The organism is Mycobacterium sp. ABE4_509 (assembly GCF_056160785.1).
The window spans coordinates 20,212-44,439 of sequence record NZ_JBSWXU010000018.1 but is presented as its reverse complement, the minus strand read 5'-3'; the positions used below and the strand labels follow the sequence as shown (position 1 = coordinate 44,439).

General features: G+C 68.9%; 23 protein-coding genes. 4 read left to right on the top strand and 19 right to left on the bottom strand.

Features of this window, described 5'->3' with window-relative positions:
* The first annotated feature begins 2 nt into the window (after positions 1-2).
* Positions 3-1,853: a putative bifunctional diguanylate cyclase/phosphodiesterase gene (locus tag ACXAID_RS06515; protein WP_475021372.1), complete on the top strand. Its 1,851-nt coding sequence runs from the start codon at positions 3-5 to the stop codon at positions 1,851-1,853.
* 15 nt (positions 1,854-1,868) lie between these two features.
* Here the strand turns inward: ACXAID_RS06515 and ACXAID_RS06510 are convergent, their stop codons facing one another.
* Positions 1,869-2,675, bottom strand: coding sequence for a hypothetical protein (locus tag ACXAID_RS06510; protein ID WP_475021371.1), 807 nt, complete (start codon positions 2,673-2,675; stop codon positions 1,869-1,871).
* A 326-nt stretch (positions 2,676-3,001) separates the two neighbouring features.
* Between ACXAID_RS06510 and ACXAID_RS06505 the strand changes: the two genes are divergently transcribed.
* Both ACXAID_RS06505 and ACXAID_RS06500 read left to right on the top strand, forming a co-directional pair.
* Positions 3,002-4,234: an acyl-CoA dehydrogenase family protein gene (locus ACXAID_RS06505; RefSeq protein WP_475021370.1), complete on the top strand. Its 1,233-nt coding sequence runs from the start codon at positions 3,002-3,004 to the stop codon at positions 4,232-4,234.
* On the top strand, positions 4,235-5,386 hold the full coding sequence (locus ACXAID_RS06500; protein ID WP_475021369.1) for an acyl-CoA dehydrogenase family protein: 1,152 nt from the start codon (positions 4,235-4,237) through the stop codon (positions 5,384-5,386).
* Between the two features lies 1 nt (position 5,387).
* On the opposite strand, the gene ACXAID_RS06495 is transcribed toward ACXAID_RS06500, so the two are convergent.
* From ACXAID_RS06495 to ACXAID_RS06470, 6 genes are all read right to left on the bottom strand, one after another.
* A complete protein-coding gene (locus ACXAID_RS06495; RefSeq protein WP_475021368.1) occupies positions 5,388-5,645 on the bottom strand; it encodes a hypothetical protein in 258 nt (85 codons plus the stop codon).
* Positions 5,629-6,297, bottom strand: a complete 669-nt coding sequence (locus tag ACXAID_RS06490) for a hypothetical protein (RefSeq protein ID WP_475021367.1) — start codon at positions 6,295-6,297, stop codon at positions 5,629-5,631. Before ACXAID_RS06490 ends, ACXAID_RS06495 begins: the two co-directional genes overlap by 17 nt.
* A complete protein-coding gene (locus tag ACXAID_RS06485) occupies positions 6,297-7,184 on the bottom strand; it encodes a universal stress protein (RefSeq protein WP_475021366.1) in 888 nt (295 codons plus the stop codon). Before ACXAID_RS06485 ends, ACXAID_RS06490 begins: the two co-directional genes overlap by 1 nt.
* Positions 7,185-7,303: 119 nt before the next feature.
* Positions 7,304-8,074, bottom strand: a complete 771-nt coding sequence (locus ACXAID_RS06480) for an endonuclease/exonuclease/phosphatase family protein (RefSeq protein WP_475021365.1) — start codon at positions 8,072-8,074, stop codon at positions 7,304-7,306.
* A 39-nt stretch (positions 8,075-8,113) separates the two neighbouring features.
* Positions 8,114-9,241 carry a DUF1214 domain-containing protein gene (locus ACXAID_RS06475; RefSeq protein ID WP_475021364.1) on the bottom strand — a complete coding sequence of 376 codons (1,128 nt, stop codon included), beginning with the start codon at positions 9,239-9,241 and terminating at the stop codon, positions 8,114-8,116.
* Positions 9,238-9,813 carry a TetR/AcrR family transcriptional regulator gene (locus ACXAID_RS06470; RefSeq protein ID WP_475021363.1) on the bottom strand — a complete coding sequence of 192 codons (576 nt, stop codon included), beginning with the start codon at positions 9,811-9,813 and terminating at the stop codon, positions 9,238-9,240. Before ACXAID_RS06470 ends, ACXAID_RS06475 begins: the two co-directional genes overlap by 4 nt.
* A 28-nt stretch (positions 9,814-9,841) precedes the next feature.
* Between ACXAID_RS06470 and ACXAID_RS06465 the strand changes: the two genes are divergently transcribed.
* The gene (locus ACXAID_RS06465) at positions 9,842-11,092 is read left to right on the top strand and encodes a sulfotransferase family protein (RefSeq protein ID WP_475021362.1); all 1,251 of its coding nucleotides are present in this window, start codon (positions 9,842-9,844) and stop codon (positions 11,090-11,092) included.
* Here ACXAID_RS06465 and ACXAID_RS06460 read toward each other — a convergent pair whose 3' ends face one another.
* The 12 genes from ACXAID_RS06460 to ACXAID_RS06405 all read right to left on the bottom strand — a co-directional run bounded on the left by ACXAID_RS06460 (position 11,093) and on the right by ACXAID_RS06405 (position 24,227).
* Entirely contained in the window at positions 11,093-12,289 is a 1,197-nt protein-coding gene (locus tag ACXAID_RS06460) for a TetR/AcrR family transcriptional regulator (protein ID WP_475021361.1), read from the bottom strand.
* Positions 12,290-12,355: 66 nt separating this feature from the next.
* Positions 12,356-13,903 (bottom strand): long-chain-fatty-acid--CoA ligase, encoded by a 1,548-nt coding sequence (locus ACXAID_RS06455; RefSeq protein WP_475021360.1) that lies wholly within the window; start codon positions 13,901-13,903, stop codon positions 12,356-12,358.
* Positions 13,904-13,925: 22 nt separating this feature from the next.
* Positions 13,926-15,074 (bottom strand): acyl-CoA dehydrogenase family protein, encoded by a 1,149-nt coding sequence (locus ACXAID_RS06450; protein ID WP_475021387.1) that lies wholly within the window; start codon positions 15,072-15,074, stop codon positions 13,926-13,928.
* An 11-nt stretch (positions 15,075-15,085) separates the two neighbouring features.
* Positions 15,086-15,916 (bottom strand): SDR family NAD(P)-dependent oxidoreductase, encoded by an 831-nt coding sequence (locus ACXAID_RS06445; RefSeq protein ID WP_475021359.1) that lies wholly within the window; start codon positions 15,914-15,916, stop codon positions 15,086-15,088.
* A gap of 15 nt (positions 15,917-15,931) precedes the next feature.
* Positions 15,932-16,345 carry a MaoC/PaaZ C-terminal domain-containing protein gene (locus ACXAID_RS06440; RefSeq protein ID WP_475021358.1) on the bottom strand — a complete coding sequence of 138 codons (414 nt, stop codon included), beginning with the start codon at positions 16,343-16,345 and terminating at the stop codon, positions 15,932-15,934.
* The gene (locus ACXAID_RS06435) at positions 16,342-16,800 is read right to left on the bottom strand and encodes a MaoC family dehydratase N-terminal domain-containing protein (protein ID WP_475021357.1); all 459 of its coding nucleotides are present in this window, start codon (positions 16,798-16,800) and stop codon (positions 16,342-16,344) included. Before ACXAID_RS06435 ends, ACXAID_RS06440 begins: the two co-directional genes overlap by 4 nt.
* A gap of 2 nt (positions 16,801-16,802) precedes the next feature.
* The gene (locus ACXAID_RS06430; protein WP_475021356.1) at positions 16,803-17,987 is read right to left on the bottom strand and encodes a lipid-transfer protein; all 1,185 of its coding nucleotides are present in this window, start codon (positions 17,985-17,987) and stop codon (positions 16,803-16,805) included.
* A gap of 114 nt (positions 17,988-18,101) precedes the next feature.
* Positions 18,102-19,532, bottom strand: a complete 1,431-nt coding sequence (locus tag ACXAID_RS06425; RefSeq protein ID WP_475021355.1) for an MCE family protein — start codon at positions 19,530-19,532, stop codon at positions 18,102-18,104.
* Between the two features lies 1 nt (position 19,533).
* Complete coding sequence (locus ACXAID_RS06420) at positions 19,534-20,694, bottom strand: MCE family protein (protein WP_475021354.1); 1,161 nt, start codon at positions 20,692-20,694, stop codon at positions 19,534-19,536.
* A 1-nt stretch (position 20,695) separates the two neighbouring features.
* Positions 20,696-21,973, bottom strand: coding sequence for an MCE family protein (locus tag ACXAID_RS06415; RefSeq protein WP_475021353.1), 1,278 nt, complete (start codon positions 21,971-21,973; stop codon positions 20,696-20,698).
* Positions 21,970-23,202 carry an MCE family protein gene (locus ACXAID_RS06410; RefSeq protein ID WP_475021352.1) on the bottom strand — a complete coding sequence of 411 codons (1,233 nt, stop codon included), beginning with the start codon at positions 23,200-23,202 and terminating at the stop codon, positions 21,970-21,972. The genes ACXAID_RS06415 and ACXAID_RS06410 overlap by 4 nt, the downstream gene beginning before the upstream one ends.
* Positions 23,199-24,227 carry an MCE family protein gene (locus ACXAID_RS06405; RefSeq protein WP_475021351.1) on the bottom strand — a complete coding sequence of 343 codons (1,029 nt, stop codon included), beginning with the start codon at positions 24,225-24,227 and terminating at the stop codon, positions 23,199-23,201. Before ACXAID_RS06405 ends, ACXAID_RS06410 begins: the two co-directional genes overlap by 4 nt.
* Position 24,228: the final 1 nt, after the last annotated feature.

The window sequence follows — 24,228 nt, the reverse complement described above, 5'->3', positions numbered from 1 at the left end:
CGATGTCGACGAACAGCCCGCCGCGCAGCCTCGACCAGATGGTCAAGTCGGTGGCGACGCAGCTGATGGCGGCCACTGCGACAACCTCGGTCGAGGTGAGCCAGCGCGTACTCGCCGATCTGGTGTCCTACCTCGGGGTCGACGTCAGTTTCCTGCGCTACAACGACCACAAGATCCGTGCCTCCCGGTTGATCGCGGAGTGGCCGGTCCGGCCGAACATTCCCGACCCGGACCCGCTGGCACTGGTGTACTTCGCCGACGCCGATCCGGTTTTCGCGGTGTCGGAGAACGCCAAGAAGCCCGTGGTGCTGCGTCCCGAGCCGGCCACCGGTGACTACCAACGCCGTATCGAGGCCAGTCGCGCCGTTCCCGCCACCTCCATGGCAGCCACCCCACTGCTGTCCGGCGACGTCACGACAGGCGCGCTCGGGTTCATCAAGTTCGGCGACCGGGAATGGAGCCCCGAGGAGCTCAATGCCCTCGAGGCGATCGCGTCGCTGTTCGCCCAGGTGCAGGCCCGGGTACTGGCCGAGGAACGACTGCGCTACCTCGCCGAACACGACGATCTGACCGGGCTGCACAACCGGCGAGCGCTGTTGGCACACCTGGACGATCGGCTCGGCACGGGCCGGCCGGGGCCGGTCTCGACCCTGTTCTTCGACCTCGATCGGCTCAAGGCCATCAACGACTACCTCGGCCACACCGCCGGCGACTGGTTCATTTGCGTGCTGGCCGAACGACTTCGCCGTGGCGCCGACGAACGCCATCTCATCGCTCGGCTCGGCGGTGACGAGTTCGTCGTGGTGCCCCCCGAACCGATGGAGCGCGCAGCCGCCGAAGCGCTGGCCCACCGGTTGCAGTCCGCCCTGCGCGAGCGTGTCTCGATCGACGGTGAACTGCTCACCCGCACAGTCAGCATCGGTGTGGCGCAGGGAACTCCGGGTGTTGACAGCACCACCGACCTACTGCGCCGGGCAGATCAGGCCGTCCTGACCGCCAAGAGCTCCGGTGGCAACACGGTCACGGTGTTCACCGACGACATGGCGATGAAGAACGAGTTCCGCAACGACATCGAGCTGCACCTGCAGAGTGTGATCGAGAGCGGCGCGCTGCTGCTGCACTATCTGCCCGAGGTCGACATGCGCACCGGCGAGATCCTGGCCGCCGAGGCGCTGGTCCGTTGGCAGCACCCGACCCGCGGGCTGCTGTCCCCCGACGCGTTCATCGGTGTGGCCGAGTCGATCAACCTGGCCGGTGAATTGGGCCGGTGGGTGATGCGTTCGGCATGTGCGGAATTCGCCCGGTGGCAGTCGAAAGGCCTGGGCAGGGGCACGGTGCTGCGTATTAACGTCTCACCGGTGCAGCTGGTGATCGACGGGTTCGTGGACACGGTGGCCGACATCATGGACGAGTTCGCTCTCGAACGGGGCTCGGTCTGCCTGGAGATCACCGAGAGCGTGGTGGTCCAGGATTCCGAGACCACCGCGGTCACCCTGGCCGGCCTCAAGGAGGCCGGTGTCCGGATCGCCATCGACGACTTCGGCACCGGCTACAGCGCCTTCTCCCACCTGAAGTCGCTGCCGGTGGACACGCTCAAGATCGACCGGGGATTCGTCCGTGAGCTCGGCAGCGACCCTGGTGATCTGGCGATCGTGCGGGCCATCATCGCACTCGCCGAGGCCTTCGGCCTGGAGCTGGTCGCCGAGGGTGTGGAGACCGAGACCGCCGCACTGACATTGCTGCGGCACGGGTGCCACCGCGCCCAGGGCTTCCTGCTGTCGCGTCCGATCGCCGGGGCGGCGATGGAGTCACTGCTGGCCAAGGGCCGGTTGCCGATCACGTTCGCCGACTGACCGGCCCCGGGATCGTCACCGGCGCTGCGCAGCGGCGGCGGCCACCTCCGGATCGTAGGTGAGCAGCTCGACGCGGCCGAACCGGCTGGCGAGCTTGCCCACCAGCGCCACTCGCAGCTGCGTGCCCGCGGTGAGGCCGTGACGATCGCCACCCGCACCGGACGGCGCCGCGGCCCGGCACATCAGCACCCCGTGCCGGGCGCGGATGCGCAGCAGATCATCGCCGGTGGCGAACACCGCTCCGGCCACCGCACCTTCCTCGAACACCAGCTGCTCGAACCGGGTCACCGGTTCCGGCGCGACGCCGCTCTCCCGTGCCCGGACGTCCAACCAGTTCAGCACCGACGCACCCAGGTCTGCGTCGTCCGGCACGATCGTGCCCAACTCGGCGACGGCCAGCGCGTGGCCGTCCGCCGACTCGAGCGCCTTGGTGTTCTGATCTGCGACCCGGCTGTACAGATAGCCCGTCCGCGCGGGGACGCAGCGCATTGCCCAGTCCCGCAGCAGCGAACCGTCGAAGGTCGCAACCCGGCGCCCGGGCATCGCGGTCGGTTCCCGGACCAGCCGCAGCGGAAGGTCGACCGTTGACCGCGGCAGCGTTGCGAGGTCGAAGTCCGCGGTGAGCTCGTTCAGGTAGTGCACGGTGTCGGGATCACCGCTTTCCACCGTGAACCATTCGGCGGGTTCGGCGGCGGCGGGCGCGCTCGCGACGAATACGCTGCCTTCGGCCTCGACGGTGACGATCGCGGTCGCCAGGCCGGCCAAGCCGGCGTCGGTGCAGATGACATCGACTTCGTCGTCCCATCCGTCATCCAGATCCATGGTTATTCGCCTCATATTTGCCGTAGCCGACCTCGTGTAATCCCTTCCGTGCGCCGGAGCCGGGCCGGACAAGCCATGTCTGAACGTGCTGAACTTTGCCGGGCCCGACCGCACCAAGCCGGGTTGCCACAGCCGTGATGGGTTTTGAGGGGGTTTGCCATCATCGGCTGTGGCAACAGCAAGAACCTACCACTGCCGGCCCCTCCGGCGTCGCCCGCGGGCGCCCGGGCCGACGGCCTCGGCCACCGAGACAGCGGACCCGCCCGCGCTACTTAACTAACTAGGTTTACTCTGTGTGGAACGACCCGCACACAGAAGGGGCTTCGATGGACCTGCAGTGGTCGGCGGCCGATCTCGCTTTCCGCGACGAGGTGCGCGCATTCCTCGACGAGAAGCTGACACCCGAACTGCAACGCGCCGGGCGGCTGATGACCAGTGTCTACGCCGACCACGACGCGAGCATGGAATGGCAGCGCATCCTGCACGAAAGAGGTTGGGCAGCACCGGCATGGCCGGTGGCACACGGGGGCTGCGACTGGAGCCTGACCCAGCACTACATCTTCAGCCGTGAGTCGACGCTGGCCGGTGCACCGTCGCTGTCCCCGATGGGGATCAAGATGGTCGCGCACGCGATCATCAGATTCGGCACCGACGAACAGAAGGACTACTTCCTGCCCCGGATCCTCACCGGCGAGGTGTTCTTCTGCCAGGGCTACTCCGAGCCCGAGGCCGGGTCGGACCTCGCTGCGCTGACGATGGCCGCCCGCGAGGACGGCGACCATCTGGTGTGCACGGGAAGCAAGATCTGGACCACGCACGCCCGGGAAGCCAACTGGATGTTCGCCCTGGTCCGCACCACCCGCTCGGACAAGAAACAACGCGGTATCACCTTCGTGCTCATCGACATGTCCACACCGGGAGTCGAGATCCGGCCGCTGGTGATGACCTCGGGCGAAGAGGTGCAGAACCAGGTGTTCTTCGACGAGGTACGGGTGCCGAAATCCAGCGTCATCGGCGAGATCGACGACGGCTGGACGGTGGCCAAGTACCTGCTGGAATTCGAGCGCGGCGGCGGCGCCACCGCACCGGCCCTGCAGGTCATGGCCGAGGAGATCGCGACGGTGGCCGCCGGGCAACCCGGGCCCGGGGGCACACGACTGCTCGACGACCCGGCGTTCACCCGCAAGCTGGCCGACGTCCGCATCCGCACCGAGGTGCTCGAGATCCTCGAATACCAGGTGCTGGCGGTGGTGGCCGCGGGCGGCAACCCCGGGGCCAAGTCGTCGATGCTCAAGGTGCTCAGCACCGAACTCAGCCAGGCGATCACCGAACTCTCGATGGAGGCGGCCGGTCCACGCGGGCGGGTCTACCAGCCGCACGCGACCTGCCCCGGCGGGCCGATCGCCGAGTTCGAGCCACCGCAGGACGACTACGTCAGCGGCGAGGCCTGGCAGGCGGTCGCACCACTGCGGTACTTCAACGACCGGGCCGGATCGATCTACGCCGGCAGCAACGAAATTCAGCGCAACATCCTGGCGAAAGCGGCATTGGGGCTCTAGATGGACTTCACACTCAACGACGAACAGGAACTGCTCCGCGACGGGTTGACCAAGTTCCTCGCCACCCGCTACGACCTGGAGAAGAGCCGCGCGGCCGCCAAGACCGGCCCGGGCTGGCAGCCCGACATCTGGCGGGCGTTCGCCGACGAACTGGGCATCCTCGGCGCGGCGCTGCCCGAGGAGTACGGCGGCATCGGCGGTGGCCCGATCGAGATGATGCTCATCGCCGAGGCACTCGGCCACGCGCTGGTGGTCGAACCCTACGTCGACACCGCGGTGGTGGCGGCGGGACTGTTGCGACGCGCCGGCGGCGACACCGCGGCGGCCCTGGTGGAGCAGATCGCCTCGGGAACCGCCGTCATCACGGTGGCGGCCACCGAACCGACCTCGGGCGAACACTGGAACGACGTCACCACCACCGCTGAACGCGACGGCGACTCCTGGGTACTGCGGGGCAGCAAGATCGTGTCGGCCGGCACCCCGCTGGCCGGCCACGTGCTGGTTACGGCGAGGACCTCGGGTGGCCGCACCGACACCGCGGGCATCTCCCTTTTCCTGGTCGAAATCGGTTCTCCCGCATCAGATCAAGAGGGCCTCGAACTACACCACTACCGCACGGTCGACGACCGGCGCGCCTCCGACATCGTGCTGGACCGACTGCGGCTGCCCGCCGGCGCGCTGCTCGGTGAACAGGGCGGCGCCTGGCCGTCACTGGCCCGGGCCCGCGACGAAGGCGCCGCGGCGATCTGCGCCGAAGGCGTCGGATGCATGCGCAAAGTGCTCGCCGACACCGTCGACTACTGCAAGCAACGCCAACAGTTCGGGCAACCGATCGGCAGCTTCCAGGTTCTCCAGCACCGGATGGTGGACATGTACATGCATGTCGAGCAGGCCGCCGCGGCGGCCCTGCTGGCCACCCTCAAGCTGGAGGCCGACGACGCCACCCGGGCCCGTGCGGTGTCGGCGGCCAAGGCGACGGTGGGACGGGCCGCGCAGTTCGTCGGCCAGCAGGCCGTCCAGCTGCACGGCGGCATGGGCATGACCGAGGAACTCGCGATCGGGCACTACTTCAAGCGGCTCACCGCGCTGCAGTTCGAGTTCGGCTCCACCGATCAGCACATCGCCCGCTACGCGGAGCTCACCACGAACTAGCTCAACGCACCTGCATACCAATGCCTTTGGTGATGGTCAGGAGTTGCTGGTAGTTCAGCGGCAGCACCGAGTCGGCGGCGCCGGTCGGAGCAACCCCGCCGATGACCTGTCCGGTCGCCGTGCGCACCAGCGCAGGATCCGCCTTGCTGTGGTCCGACGCGCCCAGCTTCCGGGCGAGCATGCCGGTGATCTCGGGGTCCACGCCCTCGGCGCGCAGTGCGTCAGCGACGCGCGAATTCCGTTCATTCACGAAAGACATTGTCGCCGCCGACCGCGCAGACCTGATGTTCGGCGCGGCGCCGGATGCCGTCGAGCATCTTGCGCTCCATCACGAAGTGGGCGATGTCGTAGACCGGGTTGCCGCCGTATCCGCCGTTGCCGCGCGCCAGCAGCCGGGTACCGTGTTCGTCCGGAAGCAGGTGGAATGCCCAACTCCCCGAAGCGAGTTCACCGCCCTGCACCCGGTCGAAGTCCTCCGGGCTCATCAGAACCAGGTGCGAACCGGGCTGCATCGCCGCCACCACCAGCCGGCCCCGGTCGCCGCCGCGCCGGGCGAGCCACACCGTGTCGCCCACCCGCAGACCCTGCCACTCCCGGTGGATCGTGGCCGCGTTGTGGATGTCGGCACCCACCGCGCGCTCGAGCGCGCTGTAGCTGTAGAAGCCGCCGCGGTCCTCACCGATCTGGGCCAACCACGGCCAGATCGCCTCGGCGGGGGCTCGCACAGTCACCGCGCGCGTGGTGCGGGGCCCGTCACTGTCGACGAGTTCGTCCCCGGGTAGACCCTCGATCATCTCCTCGCGGGTGGCACCCCAGAAGTACATCCACGGGCGGATACGGGCCTGATAGCCGACGACCAGCGCGAACAGCGCCGCGCCCGCGGCCAGCCAGGGTCGGTACCGGCCGTACATCAAGACTGCCGGGCGACGATGACCGGGATGCGCGCCGACTGCACCACCTGTGAACCGACCGAGCCGAGCAGCATGCCGGCGAATCCACCGCGACCATGGCTGCCCACCACGAGCAGCTGCGCCTGCTCGGCCTCCTCGAGCAGGGCGCGGGCCGGCTGATCCGCACGCAGCACCCGGCGCACCGAGACGTCGGGATAGCGCTCCCGGTAACCGGCCAGGCGCTCGGAGAGCAACAGGCTCTCGTCGGGCTGGATCTCGCGCCACCCCTCCTCGGGCATGGCGTATCCGGCGTCGCTCCAGGTGTGCACGGCGACCAGGTCGACCCCACGCCGCGACGCCTCGTCGAACGCGATGGCGGTGGCGTGTTCGGATGCCGGAGAACCGTCGATGCCGACGACCACCGGCGCCTGCGCCGGATGCGGGATCAGCGGGTCCTCGTCATGGATCACCGCGACCGGGCAGTGCGCGTGCTGGGTCAGCCCCGAGCTGACCGAACCGAGCAGGACGCGCCCCACCTTGCCCATCCCCCTCCTGCCGAGCACGATCATGTCGGCGTCCTTGGTGAGATCGGCGAGCGCTGCGGTGGGTTGGCCGGACAGGATCTTCTGGTTGACGCAGAACAGTTCGACGCCTTCGGTGGCCCGCTCGGCCACACCGAGCGCATCGCGCAGGATCTGGCGGGCGGCGTCCTTCTCGTCCTCGAAGTACTCCGCGGGCAACGGGGCCTGGATCCAGGCCTGCAGCGACGCTCCGGGAAGCACGTGAGCCAGCGTCAACGGGGCACGTCGCATCGCGGCATCACGGGCCGCCCAGTCGACGGCGACCTTGGACTCCGGCGATCCGTCGACGGCGACGACGATGCCCAGCGTGGCGGGTTGAGTGGACATCGTTGTTCCTCCTCACCTGGAGGCGGCACCGGTCGCCGCCTTCGGTGTCCACGCTACCGCCGCGGGCTCAGGCGGTGAGGGGCCGACGGTCCTGCCGGCGCGAGGCCGAAAGTCCCTGTTCAGCTGTCCTCACGGCGCAGCCGAACCACCAGCGGCCGGTGGTCGGAGATGGGCTGTGGCGGGGTCTGGCAGGAGACCGGCCGCAACCGCGGATCGTCGGTGAGCACGTGGTCGAGCTGGGCGGTCGGGGAATGAGCGGGGAAGGTCGCGGCCGCGGCCAGTGAACGAAGACCCGACCAGCGGCGGGCGGGGTCCAGACCCATGTTCAGGTCCCCGGTGACGATGCGCGGCCAGGGCAGCGCACGCATGTCGCGCATCAGCCGCTGCAGCTGGTAGCGGTTCCACCCCGGGACGAAGGACAGGTGGGTGTTGGCCACCGAGATCTGCCCCAGCGGGGTGTCCAGCAATCCGATCACGGCGGCCCGCGGTTCCTCGTCGACGATCTGCACCCGGCGCGCAGCGGGCAGGTACATCGGAAACCGGAACGGGATCCGGGGCAGCCGCACGACCTGCCAGTTCAGCGCGGGATAGCGGGACAGCAGCGCCACGCCGTAGGCAGCCGTACCCGGCTGCTCCTCGCCGGTGGCCGCGATCCACGTCGCGCCGGGGGTGCCCGCGAGTGCGGCGACGAACTGGTGGCTGCGCGCCCCCATCGCCTCGGCGGCCAGCGCGGTCAGATCGGCCAGGCCCGACCTGGGCTGGACGGCATCGACCTCCTGCAGCGCCAGGATGTCCGCGTCCAGGTCCGCCACACATCGGGCGAACCGCCCGAGATCGACATCCTCGCCCGGAGTGCGCCCGTGCAGGATGTTGAACGTCACCAGCTTCATGGGTGTCCTTCTACCCATTCCGGTGCCGCTATGAATCGCTCAGCTCACCGCCGTGGGCGCCTCGTCGAGTTTGACCACCCGGACCTCCGGGCGGGCCGGCACCTCATCGGCCAGGAACCACCGGAAGGCCAGGTTACCGCGCGGATAGTCCAGTGTGGTGAGGGAATTGGGGTGGGCGGTGCTCCCCCGCGACACCACGATCGTCACCGTGCCGTCGGCGTCGGGCACCGCGGTGAAGCCGTTGACCGAGCTGCGCGCGTCGGCGACGCCCGGCACCGCCATGAACTGATTCCAGACGACCATGTTCCAGAACCGGCACTCCGGTGGCCGGTGGGTGATGACCATGGCCTCGTCCTCGGCGAGGTCGAAGCTGCCGTACGCATAGCAGGCGTCGCGGGCCGACCATCCGAAGTTCGCGTCCGGCACCTGGTAGGGCTCGGCGAATTCGTTGGCCGCCATGGCGGTTTCGTGCCCCAGGTTGTGGGAATCGGCATTCTTGACCCCGACCGCGAGCGGCACGATCGCGAACATGGTCCGAAGCCAGGCGGCGCTGGCCCGCAACGCGGCCGCGGTCTCGTCCGGTCCGTGCCGAAACGGTGCAGGAGGGTCGAGCGCCTCGATCTTCCAGGTCACCGGCCGGCCCACCAGGGGGTCGGCCTGATAGTCGCGGGTCATCAGGACCGCCGCCTCGGGCTCGGGCCCGAAGTCGAAGCAGAAGTTCCCGGCGGCGTCGAAGTTCAGATCGTCGTCGCGGACCAGACCGAGGACGCGGTCCGACCAGGCTCCCGGCGACGGTTCGTTGTAGGCGGTCACCGAAAAGTAGACGCTGTCACCGCGATTGCCGGAGATCCGGTAGCGCCGGGCCGGATCGATCGGGCACATGTAGTAGATCGCGTCGGTGTTGTCCCCACCCCAGCGCCGGTCCGGACGGGTCGGCGAATTGAGTTCGAGCCACATCGGCCGGGTGGGGTCGGCGAACAGGTAGGTGTCGAGAGCGACTCCCAGGGTGGTGGCGATCATCCGGTAGCCGTCGGCCACGTGCCGGTCGTCGGTGACCGCCTTGGGTCCGGCCAGGAACGACTCGTCCAGTCCGCGCAGCGTGTCCAGCAGCTCACGCCAGGCCCGGGTGGCCTCGCCGCCGGGAGACGGGTCGGCTTCGTTGCTCATGGACTGATTCCCTTCGTGATCAACAGGGCGGTGCGTTCGATCCACGCGTCGTCGAGCTCGGCACCGCGGGTGAGCAGCGCCAGGAACGTGATCCCGGCGACCGCTTCGGCGACCTCGTTTGCGGTGACCCCGGCACGGACGTCACCACGCTGCCCGGCCGAGGCCAGGTAGTCGTCGAGCGCGCGAGCCAGGACGTCACCGAACCGTTCCAGCAGCACAGCATGCAGGGTCGGATCCGCGGCCATCTCACCGACCAGGCCGGGCAGCGCGGCCAGCGCCGCCGGTGTGCTGAGCACAGCCAGTGTGCGACGCAGCATTTCGCGGATGTCGCCGGCCACCGACCCGGTGTCGGGCAGCGCGGTGGTCGCGGTGAGCGGGAACACGGCCTCGTGCACCAAATGGGCCTTACCGGGCCATCTTCGGTAGATCGCGGGCTTGCTGGTGCCCGCTCGCGCCGCGATGGCGTCCACCGACAACTCGGCGTAGGAACACTCCCCCAGGAGTTCGACGGTGGCCCGCAGCACCGCATCGTCGATGCCACGGTCGCGGGGGCGGCCCAACTCTGTCCTCATTACGAAACTGACAGTAACATAACCGCCTATGACGGAGACCACAGACAATGTCGTCGTGCTCGACGACCTCGCCCACCCCCGCTACGGGCCCGAGGCACAACAGCTGCGGGACATGATGGCCGCGCTGGCACCGGACTGCCCGCTGGACACCGACGTGATGCATGCCCGTGCACGGGAGGCGTGCGGGCTCGACGACTTCGGCCCGGACGACTACCGCGACCGGCTGGACCGCTACGTCTCGGAGCTGCGCGGCATCGACATGCACGGCGCCGGTGTGGTGAACTTCCACGCCCAGCTCGTGCAGTGGCTCAAGAACCGGCTCCTGCTGACCGATCTGCTCAGGCGTCATCCCGAGATCCTCGACATCGAGCTCGCTGCACCGGTCGTCATCGCCGGGCTCCCCCGGTCCGGCACCACCCACCTGCACAACATGCTCGCCGCCGCTCCGACCTTCCGCAGCCTGCCCTACTGGGAGAGTGTCGAGCCGTTCCCGCTGGCGGCCGAAACCGGGCAGCTGCCCGATCCGCGAATCGGCCGGATGGACGTCGCGGTGCAGACCATGGACACCCTGATGCCGCACTTCGCGTCGATGCACGAGATGACCACCGACCACGCCCACGAAGAGATCCAGCTGCTGGCCAACGACTTCTCCACGATGTTGATGGACACGCTGGCGCATGTGCCCAGGTGGACCGAGTACTACTGGAGCCACGACCAGACCACGTCGTATCAGTACCTGGCCACTCAGCTCAAGGCGCTGCAGTTTCTGCGGGGCGGGCGGCGCTGGGTGCTCAAGTCCCCGCAGCACCTCGGTCAGTTGCCGGTGCTCGACCGGGTGATGCCCGGCGCGGTGGTCGCGTTCACCCATCGTGACCCGGTGCCGGTCGCGCTGTCGATGATCGCCATGGTCACCTACTCGGCACGCATGTACACCGACACGGTGAATGTGCCCGAGATCGCCGCAGCATGGGTCGACCGCCTGGAGAAGCTGCTCACCATGTGCGTCCGCGACCGCGAGGCCATCTGCTCGACACGGTCGGTGGACATCCGGTTCGACGACTTCATGGCCGACGAGGTGGGCACCGTCGAGGCCCTCTACGACCTGGCGGGCGAACCGCTGGACGCCGAGGCCCGCACCGCGATCCGCGGCTACCTGGACAGCCACCGCCGCGGCAGACACGGTCGCGTCCACACCGCACCGGAGATGTTCGGCCTCGACGCCGACGAACTACGGCAACGCTTTTCGGCCTACACCCGGCGATTCCTCGATCCGGCCTGATCAGCCCGCTCCGCCCGGACCGTCGCCGACCACGATGCGGTAGGCGATGGCGGTGACGATCCGGGCGATGTGCCGGTGGCGTCCACGCCACCGGCTCAGCGCGGTCTCGTTGATCAGCATCTGGGCCGCCTGGACCCGGATCCGGGCTTCGGAGTCGGACCACTGCGGCTGCACCTGCGCGGCCAGGCGCACCCAGTCGTCGATGTAGCGCCGCTGCGCCCGGCGGGCCCGGCGTGCATCGGGTGCGGGCAGATGCCCCGTCTCGGACAACAGCACCGCGACATTGTCCGGGTTGCCGAAGGCGAACGACAGGTAGCTGTCGACGACCCGCCGCAGCGCCACCGCGGGATCGTCGACCGAGCTGACCGCGGATGTGAAACCGGTGCGCAGCCAGTCCTCGCCGCGGTCCATCGCGGCAGCGAGAATCTCGGTCTTCGAGTCGAAGTGGTGATAGATGCTCGGGCCGGCAATACCCGCGGCAGCGCCGATGTCGTCCACGCTCACCCCGGAGAAGCCGCGCTCGGCGAACAACCTCGTCGCCGCGGCCAGGATGGCCTCGCGCCGGGCGCCGGCAGGGTCGAAGACCGGCTCCCGCGCTGCGGCGGCCGGAGCCTGATCGTCCAGCGGCACCCGCAGCGCCACGGTGATCAACCCGGCCAGCAACGCCGTCATCGCCGGTTGCGGCAGTGAGCAGGAATGAAACGAGACGCTGTTGGTCACGGCCAGTGCGCACCGGGCAACCAGCGCACAATCGCCCGGGCCGAGCTCGGGCCGGGCGGCCGACACCCGCCGGGCGAGGGCATCGGCGCTGCGCGCACTGATCGCCGCCAGCCTGGCGCGGTCCTCGGCGCCGAGATGACGCGCCTCACGTCGCAGCAGCACGCCGACCTTGCGATGCGCCAGCGCCACCTCGGCGAGCACCTGGGCGGGGTCCGCGTCCCCGGCGGTGTCCTCGATCGCGTCGTCGACCGCGCTCAAGGCGTCCTCGATGACGGTGGCCAACAGGTCGTGTTTTCCGGCGAAGTGGCGGTAGAGCGCCGACGGACCGATCGCGACCGCGTCGGCGACGTCACTCATCGCGACGTTTCCGTAGCCCCGCTCGTAGAAAAGCTCGGTCGCGGCGGCGACGATCAGGCTGCGGCGGTTGCGGGGCCGGGTGCCCCGGGCGGGCCGGTTGCGGGCGCTGATGCGGCTCACCGCCACTGGCGCGACATCCGGATGTGCGCAGCGATCACAGCCGACGACTCTACCGCCGGTCACCGGCTAGGAGATCTGGCGGTCGCGCCGGGCCCAGTGCGCCGCGCGCAGATCGCGCTTGAGCACCTTGCCGACGCCCGACATCGGAAGCTCGGCCACGAACTCGAAACTGCGCGGAACCTTGTAACCGGCAATCAATTCCCGGCAGTGCGCACCGAGCTGCTCGGCTGTGGCGCCGGAACCGGGACGCAGTACCACCACCGCGTGCACCCGTTCACCCCAGCGGTCGTCAGGGACGCCGATCACCGCGACCGCGCCGACAGCCTCATGTCTGGCCAGCACGTTCTCCACCTCGGCCGAGTAGACGTTCTCCCCGCCGGTGACGATCATGTCCTTGAGCCGGTCCACCACGAACAGGTAGCCGTCGGCGTCGAGGTAGCCCATGTCGCCGGTGTGCATCCACCCGTTGCGCAGCGCCTCCGACGTCTCCTGTTCGCGGCTTCGGTATCCGACCATCACGTTGTCGCCGCGGACGGCGATCTCGCCGACCCGGCCGCAGGGCACGTCGTGGTCGTCCTCGTCGACCACCCGGATCTCGGCGTGCGGTGCTGCCCGGCCCGCCGATCGGGTCAACAGCGGGTTGTCGTGGTCGCCCGGGGACAGCAGGGTGGCCACCGGTGCCAGCTCGGTCATTCCGTAGGCCTGGGTGAACGCCGCGCCGGGGAAGGCCTTACGAGCCCTTTCGAGCACCGTGTCGCTGATGGGCGAGGCCCCGTAGACGACATGACGAATCGACTCGAAGTGCGCACCGGCGTTGTCCGGATGGTCGAGCATCATCTGAATCATCGTCGGCACCAGCAGGACGTCGGTGATCTCGTGGTCGAGGATCGCCCGAGCCGTGCCGTCGGGGGTGAAGTGCGGCACCATCACGTGCGTCGAGCCCATCAGGTTGCCGGCCAGCCACGACGCGATGCCGGCCAGGTGGAACATCGGGGCGACGTGCAGCAGTCTGCCGCGGGCCGAGATGAAGTGACCGGAGCTCAGTGTTCCCAGGGAACCGACCATGACGTTGCGGTGGCTGAGCATCACCCCTTTGGGATGGCCGGTGGTGCCGCCGGTGTAGAACACCCCGTACACCGCGTCGCCACCGCGGCGGGCGTCCTCGACGGGTTCGGAGGTGGCGACGAGTTCTTCATAATCCAGCAGCCCCGGCGGGCAGGCCTGCTCACCGCAGTAGATGGCGGCACCGACATCGGCGCCGGCGCTGCGCAGTTGGGGGACGACACCGGCGAAGGCATCGTCGACGAACACGACTCGGCAGTCGGAATCGCCCAGCGAGTAGGCGATCTCGGCGGGGCTCCAGCGGATGTTGATCGGGTTGACGATCGCGTCCGCCCACGGCACCGCGAGCAGGAACTCGTGATATCGGTCCGAGTTCAGGCCCAGGAACCCGACCGTCTCACCCGGTCCCACACCGAGGTTGCGTAGCGCGGCCGCCAGCCGGGCGATGCGGTCCACGCACTGGGTCACCGTGCGGCGGCGCGCACCGCACTCGGTCATCGGTGCGGCCGGTTGCTGTTGCAGCAGCCGGTGCAGCGCCTGCGTCACATACATTCGAACTCCTTGGCCCTGTGGTTCACAACGAGCGCGCGACCAGCTCTTTGAGCACCTCGTTGGCGCCGCCGTAGATGCGCTGTACACGCGAGTCGGCGTACATCCGTGCAATCGGATATTCGCGCATGTAGCCGTAGCCGCCGAACAACTGCAGGCACCGGTCGACGACCTGGCACTGCTGTTCGGTCACCCACGCCTTGGCCATGGACGCGGCGGCACTGTCGAGCCCGCCGGCCAGGTACCGGGTGATGCAGTCGTCGACGAAGACCCGCGCCACCCGCGCGGCCGTGGCGCAGTCGGCGAGTTCCAGCCGGACGCTCTGCATCTCGAACAGCGGTGCGCCGAAGGCGTTGCGCTGCTTGGTGTAGGCCACCGTCTCGGCGACCGCAGCCTCGAGCACCGCCAGACCGCAGACCGCGATAGCCAGCCGCTCGCGTCCGAGTTGAGCCATCAGGTAGCCGAACCCGCCATTCTGCTCGCCGAGCCGGTTGGCAACCGGGATCGCCACGTCGTCGAACGACAGTTCCGCGGTGTCCTGGGCCTTCATACCCACCTTGTCGAGCACTCGGCCGACATGAAAACCCTGCGCGCCCGCGGTTTCCAGAACCAGCAGGGAGAGGCCCCTGGCGCCGGCCCCCGGATCGGTCCTGGCCACCACGATGATCAGATCCGCGGTGGCACCGTTGGAGATGAAGGTCTTCGAGCCGTTGACCACGTACCGGTCCCCGTCGCGCGTCGCGCTGGTGCGCACGGCTTTGAGATCCGAGCCCGCTCCGGGTTCGGTCATCGCGATGGCGCCGACGAACTCGCCACTGGCCATCTTGGGCAACCAGCGCTGCTTCTGCTCCTCGGTGCCGTAGGCCATCAGATAGTGCGCAACGATGGCGCTGTGCACCTGGTTCCCGAATCCCGTTTCACAACAGCCGAATTGCGCGTCCAGGATCGCGAAGTCATGCGCCGCGGTGCCACCGCCGCCGCCGTAGGCCTCCGGGACGGCCGCGCACAGCAGGCCCAACCGCCCCGCCGAGAGCCAGAACTCCCGGTCCACCTGCTGCTGTTTCTCCCACTTCTCGCGCCGGGGCCGGGCCTCGGTGTCGAAGAACTTGACCGCCATCCGGTTCAGGTCCTCGATCTCGTCGGTCACCCACGGCGACTGATGCCGGTCGAGCACTGTCGGCCCGCTCAGATCGCCAGGCCGCCGCTGCACACGATGGTCTGTGCGCTGACGTAGTCGGATTCGGGGCTGCACATCAGATACACCGCTCCGGCGGCGTCGACCGGCGTTCCGGCGCGGCCCAGCGGGATGGTCTGCTCCATCGCCGAGAGCAGCTCGGGATTCACCCCCACCTTGATCTGCCGGCCCTGGACGTCGATGGTGCCGCCGGCGTCGGCGCTCGCCTCGGTCAATCGGGTCTTGATCAGCCCGAAAGCGACCGTGTTCACGGTGACGTTGTAGCGGCCCCACTCCTTGGCCAGCGTCTTGGTCAGCCCCACCACGCCGGCCTTGGCAGCCGAATAATTGACCTGACCGGCGTTGCCGCCCAGACCCGCCAACGAGGAGATGTTGACCACCTTGCGGCAGTGCACCGGCTGATCGGCGGTCTTGGCCTGCTTGACCAGTCCCGCGATCACCGGCTGGGCTGCGCGCAGGATCCGGAACGGCGCCTTCAGGTGCAGGTCGACGATGTCGTCCCACTGGTCGTCGGGCATCTTCTGGATCACCGAGTCCCAGGTGTATCCGGCATTGTTGACGATGATGTCCAGGCCGCCGAAATTGTCGGTGGCCGCGGCGATGAACTCCTCGGCGAACCCGTCCTCGGTGACGCTGCCGGGCAGCGCCACGGCCTTACCGCCGGCCTGTTCGATCTGGGCGACGGTCTGTTTGGCCGGTTCCGGATCGAGGTCGTTGACCACCACCGAGGCCCCCTCAGCGGCGAGTTTGGCCGCGATGTGCGCCCCGATGCCGCGGCCCGATCCGGTCACGACGGCGACCCTGTTGTCCAGTTTTCCCATGTTCTCGGTTTCCTTTCAGAGGGCGACGGTTGCGACGCCGGTGAGGGTCACCGTGCCGTCTGGCAGGGTGACGTGAAGATCGAGAGTGGCCCGGCGTTCTCCGTCGACCTCCTCGATCGCCGAGACCACCGCTGCGGCCGTCGGCCGCGCGTGCACCGGCGTGATCGCCCCGAACCGCACGCCGTAGGACCGGATGTCCTCCGGTGCGAACCAGTCGGTCAGCAACCGCCCCAGATATGCCATCGACAACATGCCGTGGGCGAACACGTCACCGACACCGGCCGAGGCCGCGACGTCGCTGTCGATGTGGATCGGGTTGTGATCACCCGAGGCGCCGGCGAACAACGCCAGTGTGGTGCGGGTGATCTCGTCGACCTCGAGATCGGGCAGCCTGGTTCCGATCTCGAGTTCGGCAGTGCTCAGCGTCATCGTCGGCCTCCGGGTTCGCGCACCACGATGACCGACCGCAGGTCGGCCACCGGGGTGCCGTCGGAGGCGGTGACCGCGGTGTCCTTCACGACGAACTGCAGTGCCCCGCCCTTCTTGCTGTAGACGTCGGTGATCCGCGGGGTGGCCGTCACCACGTCGCCGGCGTGAGCGACGCGGTGGTAGCTGAACTGCTGCTCGCCGTGCAGGACGTGGCGCATGTCCACACCGAGGTCGGCCAGCCAGCCGAACGGGTCGGGATGCTCGAGCTCGACGGAGAACAGGAACGTCGGCGGCACCGGCAGGCTCGGGTGGCCGGCGGCCCGCGCGGCGGCGTCGTCGGTGAAGACCGGGTTGCGTTCCCCGATCGCCTTGGCGAAGAACCGCAACCGGCCCGCGTCGATGGTCATCGTGGAGGGGTCCAGGACGGTCCCGACGGCAGCGGGGTCGACGGCCATGGTCAGCCCACCTTCTCGTAGAGCGTCACGACAGCGGCCCCGCCGAGGCCGACGTTGTGCTGCAGCGCGATTCGTGCGCCGTCGACCTGCCGGGGGCCGGCCTGCCCGCGCAGCTGCCAGACCAGCTCGGTGCACTGGGCGAGCCCGGTGGCGCCCAGCGGATGCCCCTTGGACAGCAGACCACCCGACGGGTTGGTGACGACGCGGCCACCGTAGGTGTTGTCGCCGTCGAGGATGAACTTCTCCGCCGTCCCCTCCGGGGTCAGGCCGAGGGCTTCGTAGGACAGCAGCTCGTTGGTGGTGAAACAGTCGTGCAGCTCGACGACGGGGATGTCGAGCGGGTCGACCCCTGAGCTCTGGTACACCTCGTCGGCGGCCGCTTTGGCCATGTCGTATCCGACGACCTTCATCGGCGACGCCTCGTCGAACGTCGAGGCCGTGTCCGTCCGCATCGCCTGGGCGCGGATCACCACGTCGACGGGCAGCCCGTGGGTGCGCGCGTAGTCCTCGCTGACCAGGACGGCCGCCGCGGCGCCGCAGGTGGGCGGGCAGCACTGCAGCCGGGTGAGCTTGCCGTACACGGTGGGTGAGGCCAGCACCTCCTCCACCGTCACCGGATCACGGAACACCGCGTTGGGGTTGTTGGCCGCATGCCGGCGGGCCTTGACCGAGATCCGCGCGTAGGTGTCCTCGCGCAGTCCGTACTTCTCGGCGTATTCCCGGCCCGCAGCTCCGAAGAACCGCGGCGCGAACGGCACGTCGGAGTCACCCTCGACCGCGCGGACGACCTCGTCGAACCGGGCGAACGGACTGGGCCGGTCGGTGTACATGGCGCCGAGCGCGCCGCGTTGCATCTGTTCGAAGCCCACCGCCAGCACCACATCGGCGACACCGTGCTCGATGGCCTGGCGGGCCAGGTGCAGCGCCGAGGATCCGGTCGAACAGTTGTTGTTGACGTTGACCACCGGGATCCCGGTGGTGCCGACGCGGTACAGCACAGCCTGGCCGCAGGTCGAATCCCCGTACACGTAGCCGGCGTAGGCCTGCTCGACGGCCTCGTAGCCGATTCCGGCGTCCTGCAGTGCCGCCGCCGCCGCCCCGGCACCCATGACGTCGTAGGTTTCGGCGCGACTCGGTGTGGTGAACGGGATCATGCCGACCCCGGCGACAACCGCTCTGGTCGTCATCTGCCCTCCAAGGCTAGTAGTGATTCACTTACAGGGGAGCCTATCCGGCCTGTAAGTGAATTGACAATAGGTAGTTGGCAGCATTTTCATCCTGCGCCGGAACGTTTTTGGTGTTCACCCGCCCGGCGGCGCCAACAACGACCGCCAATCCGGTGCGGTGGCGCCCGCAAGATCGGCCTGGGTGTAGACCCGCCCGTCCGGTGCGACATAGCTGCCTGTCGCGGGGTCGTACTCCGCCACGGCTATCGGCGGAACAGGCGGTGGCGCAACCGCTTGCGCCGACCGTTCGGGGATCTCCTGCCCGGACAGGGTGGCGTTGGGATCGCCCTTCCAGTTCATCCCGTCGTTGAGCGGCACGTACTGTTCGTCGCTCTCGCACAGCGCCACCGTCGGCGCCCGCTTGCCCGGGGTGGCGAAACACGGATAGTTGCGCACGCCCCGCACATTGAACGGCGAATCCTGCGGCACCCGGCAGTAGATGTCCCCGTCGGGGCGGTCCGGATAGTCCACCATGGCCGGCGCCCGCCGTTGCTGGGCCGGAATGAACCCGGTGGTGCACGGCGGCGGCAGCCCGAGGTTGAGGTTGAAGTCCAGGTAGGAACCCTTGTAGTCCTGGCGGGTGTTCAGGTTGGCCATCAGCATCCCCTGCGTACTGGCCACGCCTTGCGGAAGCAACACCAGCAGCTGCTCGATGGCGGGCTGGTAGACCACCGCGACCTCACCGACGCTGGCCAGGTTGGCCGCGATCACCGGCAACGTCGGACGCAGCCGGTCGAGCAGGGCTCGCCCCTCGTCGACGGTCCGCGGCCCCCGTTCGAGGATCCCCGCCACCGCGGCATCGCTGTCGCGCAGCGAGACGGCGACATCGGCCAGGTTGTCGGCCCAGACCCCGATCGCGCCTGCGGTGTCCGTCTGTGAGTCCAGCACCGGAGCCGCGTCGTCAATCAGGGTGACCAGAGCGTCCAGGTCGCCACGACCGTCGATGGCCAGTTGCGTCGAACCGGTGACGAAGCGCCGGATCTCGGGCCCCAATCCCCCGACGGCGACATAGGACTGATCGATGACGGTCTGCAGGTCCGAACCCGGGATCGCCTCCAGACCGGCGTTCGTCGCGTCCAGGAGTTCGTTGATGTCCGGCGGGACCGACGTCCGGGCCCGCGGGATGACGTCGCCGCCCCGCAGCGGCGGTCCAGCACCGGCGCGGGGAATCAGCGCGACGTACTGCTCGCCGACCGCCGACTGGCTGTGCACCTCGGCATCGAGGTCGGCGGGGATCTGCACCCCAGCGGACAGCGACAGCACGGCCTCGACACCGGTTTCGGTCAGCCGGACGTCCGCGACGCGGCCCACCTGGGTGCCCCGGTAGGTGACGTTGCTGTCGGTGTACAGGCCGCCGGCCTCCGGCAAGTGCACGGTCACGGTGTAGCGGCCGACTCCGAAGAACGCTCCGGGCAGCTGCGCGACCCCGAACACCATGACGGCGCTCGCTACGACGGCCACCACGGCGAAGACGACCAGCTGGATCTTCAGCCTCCTGGTCAGCATGTCAGCGGCCCTGATCGGTGCGGTAGGGCACGACCAGCGGATTGCCCGAGGTGTACGGCGACGGCAGCTGCCCGATGGTGCGTCCCCACTGCATCTCGAGTTCGGTCAGGTCGCCCTCCCACCGGGTACCGGTGAGCATCGCGGCATCCAGGCGGCTCAGCGTCATGTCGAGCACCAGGATGAGGTTGGCGTAGTCGCCGCGCATCCAGTTCGGCAGCGTCTCCTTCACCCACGGGTAGGTGGTCAGCAGGCTCAGCGAGCGGGTCAGGCTGGGGCCGGCGTCGGCCAGCGCCGCGGCGACCGGCGCGAGATCGGCGAGCTCGGCGCTCAGCGCGTCCCTGGTCTGCTCCAGCGTGCCGGCGGTCGTGGCGGCGAAGCTGCCGAATTCGTCTGCGGCGGTGACCAGCTCGGACTTGGCATCGTTGACCGCGGCCAGCGCGCCCGGCAGCACGCGCAGCGCGTCCTCGAGAACAGGTTGCTGCTCGGCCAGCTGACCTGCCAACCGGTTGAGGCTTTCGCCCGCGGCGATGATGTCGTCCTTCTGCGTGTCGAGGTTGGCCGCGAACCGCTGCATCTGCTCGATGAATCCGCGCAGCTGGTCCTCACGGCCGGCGAACGCCGTGCTCAGCGCCCCGGTGATGTCGTGGACCTGTCCCAGTCCCCCGCCGTTGAGCAGCATCGACACCGCCGCCAGCGTCTGTTCGGTGGTCGGGTAGGCGGCGCCGCGCGACAGCGGGATCACCGCACCGTCCTGCAACCGGCCGCTGGCCGGCGTATTCACCGGCGGCGCCAGTTCGACGTGCAACGCGCCCAGCAGGCTGGTCTGCCCCACCGTGGCGATGGCGTTGGCGGGCAGGTTCACATCGCCGTCGAGGCGCATGGTCACCAGCGCATGCCAGCCCTGCCGCTCGATGGCCGTGACGGTGCCGACGGTGACGTCACCGACCCGCACCCGGGAGTTGCGCGCGACGTTGGTGACGTCGGGCAGCTGGGCCTGAACCTGGAAGGAACGCGCACCGCCGCCTTCGGTACCCGGCAGCGGCAGCGAGTTGACCCCCTGAAAATTCTGCAAGCCGCACCCCGAGACACCGAGAACCACCGCGGCGATCATGACGGCCAGACTGCGCCGCAATGCCCGTAATACCTTTGCCCTCAAGCGCATCTCACTGTCCGTCCAGGTGGCCGGCCATGAGGCCGGGGAGACCGGCGGCCGGATCGGTGGCCTCGGCGGGCAGGGGCGCGCCGGGCGGCGGGCCCGTCTGCGCCGGCGGAACATGGTCTGGCCGCATCCAGTCCTCGCTGTAGGTGATCTCGTTGGGCCGGGCCTGGGCGTTGACGACCGGGTTGATCCCGAACGGCAGGAAGTTGTACTGCCGGTTCTTGACGATCGGCGCGAGATACTGCACGCACATCTTGGACGCCTGCTCGGCGCCGAGCCGCGACGCCGCCTGCACCGCGGCGCACAGGAACTGCAACGGGTTGGCGAAGTTGTTGATCGCGGCGATGCCGGTCAGCGACGAGTGGGCAGGCTCGTAGGTGTTGTTCAGGTTCTGCAACGCCGTCGGCGCGGTGTGCAGGGTCTGCTTGACATCCTCGAGGCTGTCGACCAGTGCCTGCGACACGCCGGCCAGCCGGTCGCCGGTGGTGCCGAGCGGTTCACGGTTCTCGGCGACGAACTCGCCGAGGTCCACGGCCACGGTGTCGAGGTCGCGGATCATCTGCCCCACTTCGTCCCTGCTGTCGGCGAACAGCGAACTCACCGACGCGAGGTTGACGTTCAGCTCGCGCATCACCGTGGTGCTGTCCCGCAGCGCCGACACCAGGACCGACAGGTTGCGCAGCGTCGCGAACACGTCGCCGCTGTGGTCACCCAGCGCCGAGAATGTCTGGGACAGCTCGATCACCGCCGAGCGGATGTCGTCGCCGCGGTCACGCAGGTTGTCTGCCGCGGTGCGGATCACCGCGCCCAACGGACTCTGTCCGTCGGGCCCGTCGGGCTGCAGGCTGGCGCTGAGCTCGGCGAGTTGCTCGCGGAAGTCGTCCCACTCGACCGGAACGACGGTCCGCGTGATCGGAATGACCGCACCGTCGGGCATCGTCGGGCCGCCCTGGTATGCGGGGCTCAGCTGGATGGCCCGCGCCGAGATCAGCTGCGGAGAAAGGACCGCGGCGTGCACACCGTCGGGAACCGGGTGGTCTGCGTCCACCCAGAAGCTGACCTTGGCGCGCTGCGGCTGCGGTTCGATCGACTCGATCCGGCCGACCGGCACACCCAGGATCAGCACGTCGTCGCCGGGGTAGATCCCGTTGCTGTTGTCGAAATACGCGGTCAGATGCAGCCGGTCGGCTTCGTCGAGACCCGCGACGAGCAGGGTCACCCCCGCCGCCAGCACCGCCGCGAGGGCCACTGCCAGGATTCTTCTGATGACTCCCCGGTTCACGGGCCGACCTCCTCGACGATCGCCGGTGGTCCCGGCGGCGGCCCGCCCGGGGCCGGGGCCGGCGGCGGCTCACGGTAGGGATAGCGCGGGTCTGCGGGATTGCCGGTGATCGCGTCGGGCAGCGTCAGATGCGGTTCGCCACCCTGGCCGGTGCGCGGGAACGGAACCGGTAGTGCCGGGGTACCCGGCTGCCCGGTCTGCGGACCGGTCAGCTCGGAGGGCAGCAGCACGTTGGGGTCGAGCCCCAGATCCGAGAACGCCGACTCGATGAACGGCTGCACGAACTGGCCGGGCAGCAGGTTGGCGACGTAGGCGTTGAAGAACGGGCCCGACGACACCGCCTCGCCCAGCGACATCGAGTACTGGTTGAGCAGCCTGATCGATTCCTGGATGCGCTCCTTGCGGTTGTCGACGATGGTGAGCACCCCGTTGAGCTTGGCGACCGTGTCGGGCAACGTGTCGCGGTTCTCGGCGATCAACTCGGTGAGCTCTCCGGACACCCGGGACACGTTGGCGCTCAGCAGGTCCAGCGCGGTGCTGTGGGCCTGCAGCTCGGCCAGCAGTGCGGTGGTGTCGCTCACCAGCGTGGTCACCCGGGCGCTGTGCCGGGCCAGCACCCCGGTGACCCGGTTGGCGTCGGCCAACAGGGCCCGCAGTTCGTCGTCGCGCTCGTTGAGGCTGCGGGCGAAGCGCGACACCCCCTGCACCGCGAGCTGCAGGTCAGCGGGGGTGTCGCGGAAGGTGTCCGCCAGCGTCCGCAGTGAGGTTTCCAGCCCGTCGGTGTCGAGTCCGCTGACGGTTTCGGCGAGGTCGCCCAGCGCGTCGGGGAGTTGGTAGGCCGGGGTGGTGCGGGAGGTGGGGATCGGCCCTGACATCTGCGCCTCACCACGCGGGGTGATCTCGAGCATCTTGGCGCCGAGCACACTGCGGGCTTTCACCGCGGCCTCGGTGCGGTCGCCGAGGAAGATGTCGTCGTCGACGGTGAAGTGCACCACCACCCGGGAGTCGACGAGCCGCACATCGGTCACCTCACCGGTCGGCAGCCCGGAAACCTGCACCGAGGCGCCGGTGCGCAGTCCGCTCGCATCGGCGAATTCGGCCACGTAGGTGGACTTCTGGTTCAGAAACGGGATGCGATCGTAGTTCAGCCCCAGCAACGTCAGCCCGGCCGCCAGCGCCAGTCCGACCACTCCGAGCAGCGCCGGATCACGTTTCGCCGGTGTCCTCATCGTGGTGCACACCGCCCCGACGACTGTCCGGCGATCTTCACGTACACCGGCTGTCCGCCCTTGCCGTTGAGCTTGAGGACCGCCTCGCAGAGGTAGAAGCTGAAGAAGTCACCGTAGATGCCCTGCCTGCCGAGGATCTGGTAGGCCTCGGGCAGGGTGTTCAGCAGATCGTCGACGTAGTCGTGGTCGGCGACGACGATGCCGGCCACCCGGTCGGTCTGGTGCAGCATCTCCGGCAGCGGCCGGCGGATCTGTTCGGTCGCACCGGCCAGTTCGGCGGCGCCGGCGCTGACTTCGGCGAGGCCGGAGGCCAGCTCGGTGCGGCCCTCGGCCAAGCCGGACACCAGCTCGGAGAGCGTCACGACGGTCTCGTCGACCTCGGTGCTCTGCTCGCTCAACGTGCCCAGCACTGTCTTGAGGTTGACGATCACCTGACCGATCAGCTCGTCGCGCTCGGCCAGCGCGGAGGTGAACGACGCGGTCTGGGACAGGAACGCACCGATGGTGGCCCCCTGCCCCTGGAAAGCTGAGATCAGCTGAGCCGACAGGGCGTTCACCTGCTCGGGGTCCAGCGCCCGGAACAGCGGACGGAATCCGCCGATCAGCGCGTCCAGGTCGAGCGCCGGCCGGGTGCGCTGCAGTGGGATGGTCTGTCCGGGGGCCAGCCTGGCTGGGTCGCCCGCTCCCTGCAGGAGTTCGAGGTAGCGGCCGCCGATCAGGTTGTCATACCGAATCGCCGCCTCCGACCCCTGGGTGAGCGCGACGGAGTCCTCGGTGGAGAACTCCACGACCGCGACCGCGTCGCGCCGGATCGAGATGTGCTTGACCTTGCCGACCTCCACTCCCCCGATGCGCACGAAGTTGCCCGGCTCCAGCCCGGTGACGTTGACGAATTCCGCCCGGTAGCTCGTGTCTTCGCCGAATCGCAACTGGGCGAAGATCAGCACGCAGCAGACGATCGCCACCACGCAGGCCACCACGAAGACCGCCAGCCGCCATACGGCTCCGGTCAGGTCGTCCTTCATC

Coding starts and splice junctions, on each gene's coding strand:
- ACXAID_RS06410 (WP_475021352.1), bottom strand. CDS start 23,202: ATGAGGACACCGGCGAAACGTGATCCGGCGCTGCTCGGAGTGGTCGGA.
- ACXAID_RS06480 (WP_475021365.1), bottom strand. CDS start 8,074: ATGAAGCTGGTGACGTTCAACATCCTGCACGGGCGCACTCCGGGCGAG.
- ACXAID_RS06465 (WP_475021362.1), top strand. CDS start 9,842: ATGACGGAGACCACAGACAATGTCGTCGTGCTCGACGACCTCGCCCAC.
- ACXAID_RS06470 (WP_475021363.1), bottom strand. CDS start 9,813: ATGAGGACAGAGTTGGGCCGCCCCCGCGACCGTGGCATCGACGATGCG.
- ACXAID_RS06425 (WP_475021355.1), bottom strand. CDS start 19,532: ATGCTGACCAGGAGGCTGAAGATCCAGCTGGTCGTCTTCGCCGTGGTG.
- ACXAID_RS06430 (WP_475021356.1), bottom strand. CDS start 17,987: ATGACGACCAGAGCGGTTGTCGCCGGGGTCGGCATGATCCCGTTCACC.
- ACXAID_RS06445 (WP_475021359.1), bottom strand. CDS start 15,916: ATGGGAAAACTGGACAACAGGGTCGCCGTCGTGACCGGATCGGGCCGC.
- ACXAID_RS06505 (WP_475021370.1), top strand. CDS start 3,002: ATGGACCTGCAGTGGTCGGCGGCCGATCTCGCTTTCCGCGACGAGGTG.
- ACXAID_RS06420 (WP_475021354.1), bottom strand. CDS start 20,694: ATGCGCTTGAGGGCAAAGGTATTACGGGCATTGCGGCGCAGTCTGGCC.
- ACXAID_RS06490 (WP_475021367.1), bottom strand. CDS start 6,297: ATGTACGGCCGGTACCGACCCTGGCTGGCCGCGGGCGCGGCGCTGTTC.
- ACXAID_RS06495 (WP_475021368.1), bottom strand. CDS start 5,645: ATGTCTTTCGTGAATGAACGGAATTCGCGCGTCGCTGACGCACTGCGC.
- ACXAID_RS06405 (WP_475021351.1), bottom strand. CDS start 24,227: ATGAAGGACGACCTGACCGGAGCCGTATGGCGGCTGGCGGTCTTCGTG.
- ACXAID_RS06515 (WP_475021372.1), top strand. CDS start 3: ATGTCGACGAACAGCCCGCCGCGCAGCCTCGACCAGATGGTCAAGTCG.
- ACXAID_RS06500 (WP_475021369.1), top strand. CDS start 4,235: ATGGACTTCACACTCAACGACGAACAGGAACTGCTCCGCGACGGGTTG.
- ACXAID_RS06475 (WP_475021364.1), bottom strand. CDS start 9,241: ATGAGCAACGAAGCCGACCCGTCTCCCGGCGGCGAGGCCACCCGGGCC.
- ACXAID_RS06455 (WP_475021360.1), bottom strand. CDS start 13,903: ATGTATGTGACGCAGGCGCTGCACCGGCTGCTGCAACAGCAACCGGCC.
- ACXAID_RS06485 (WP_475021366.1), bottom strand. CDS start 7,184: ATGTCCACTCAACCCGCCACGCTGGGCATCGTCGTCGCCGTCGACGGA.
- ACXAID_RS06510 (WP_475021371.1), bottom strand. CDS start 2,675: ATGGATCTGGATGACGGATGGGACGACGAAGTCGATGTCATCTGCACC.
- ACXAID_RS06435 (WP_475021357.1), bottom strand. CDS start 16,800: ATGGCCGTCGACCCCGCTGCCGTCGGGACCGTCCTGGACCCCTCCACG.
- ACXAID_RS06440 (WP_475021358.1), bottom strand. CDS start 16,345: ATGACGCTGAGCACTGCCGAACTCGAGATCGGAACCAGGCTGCCCGAT.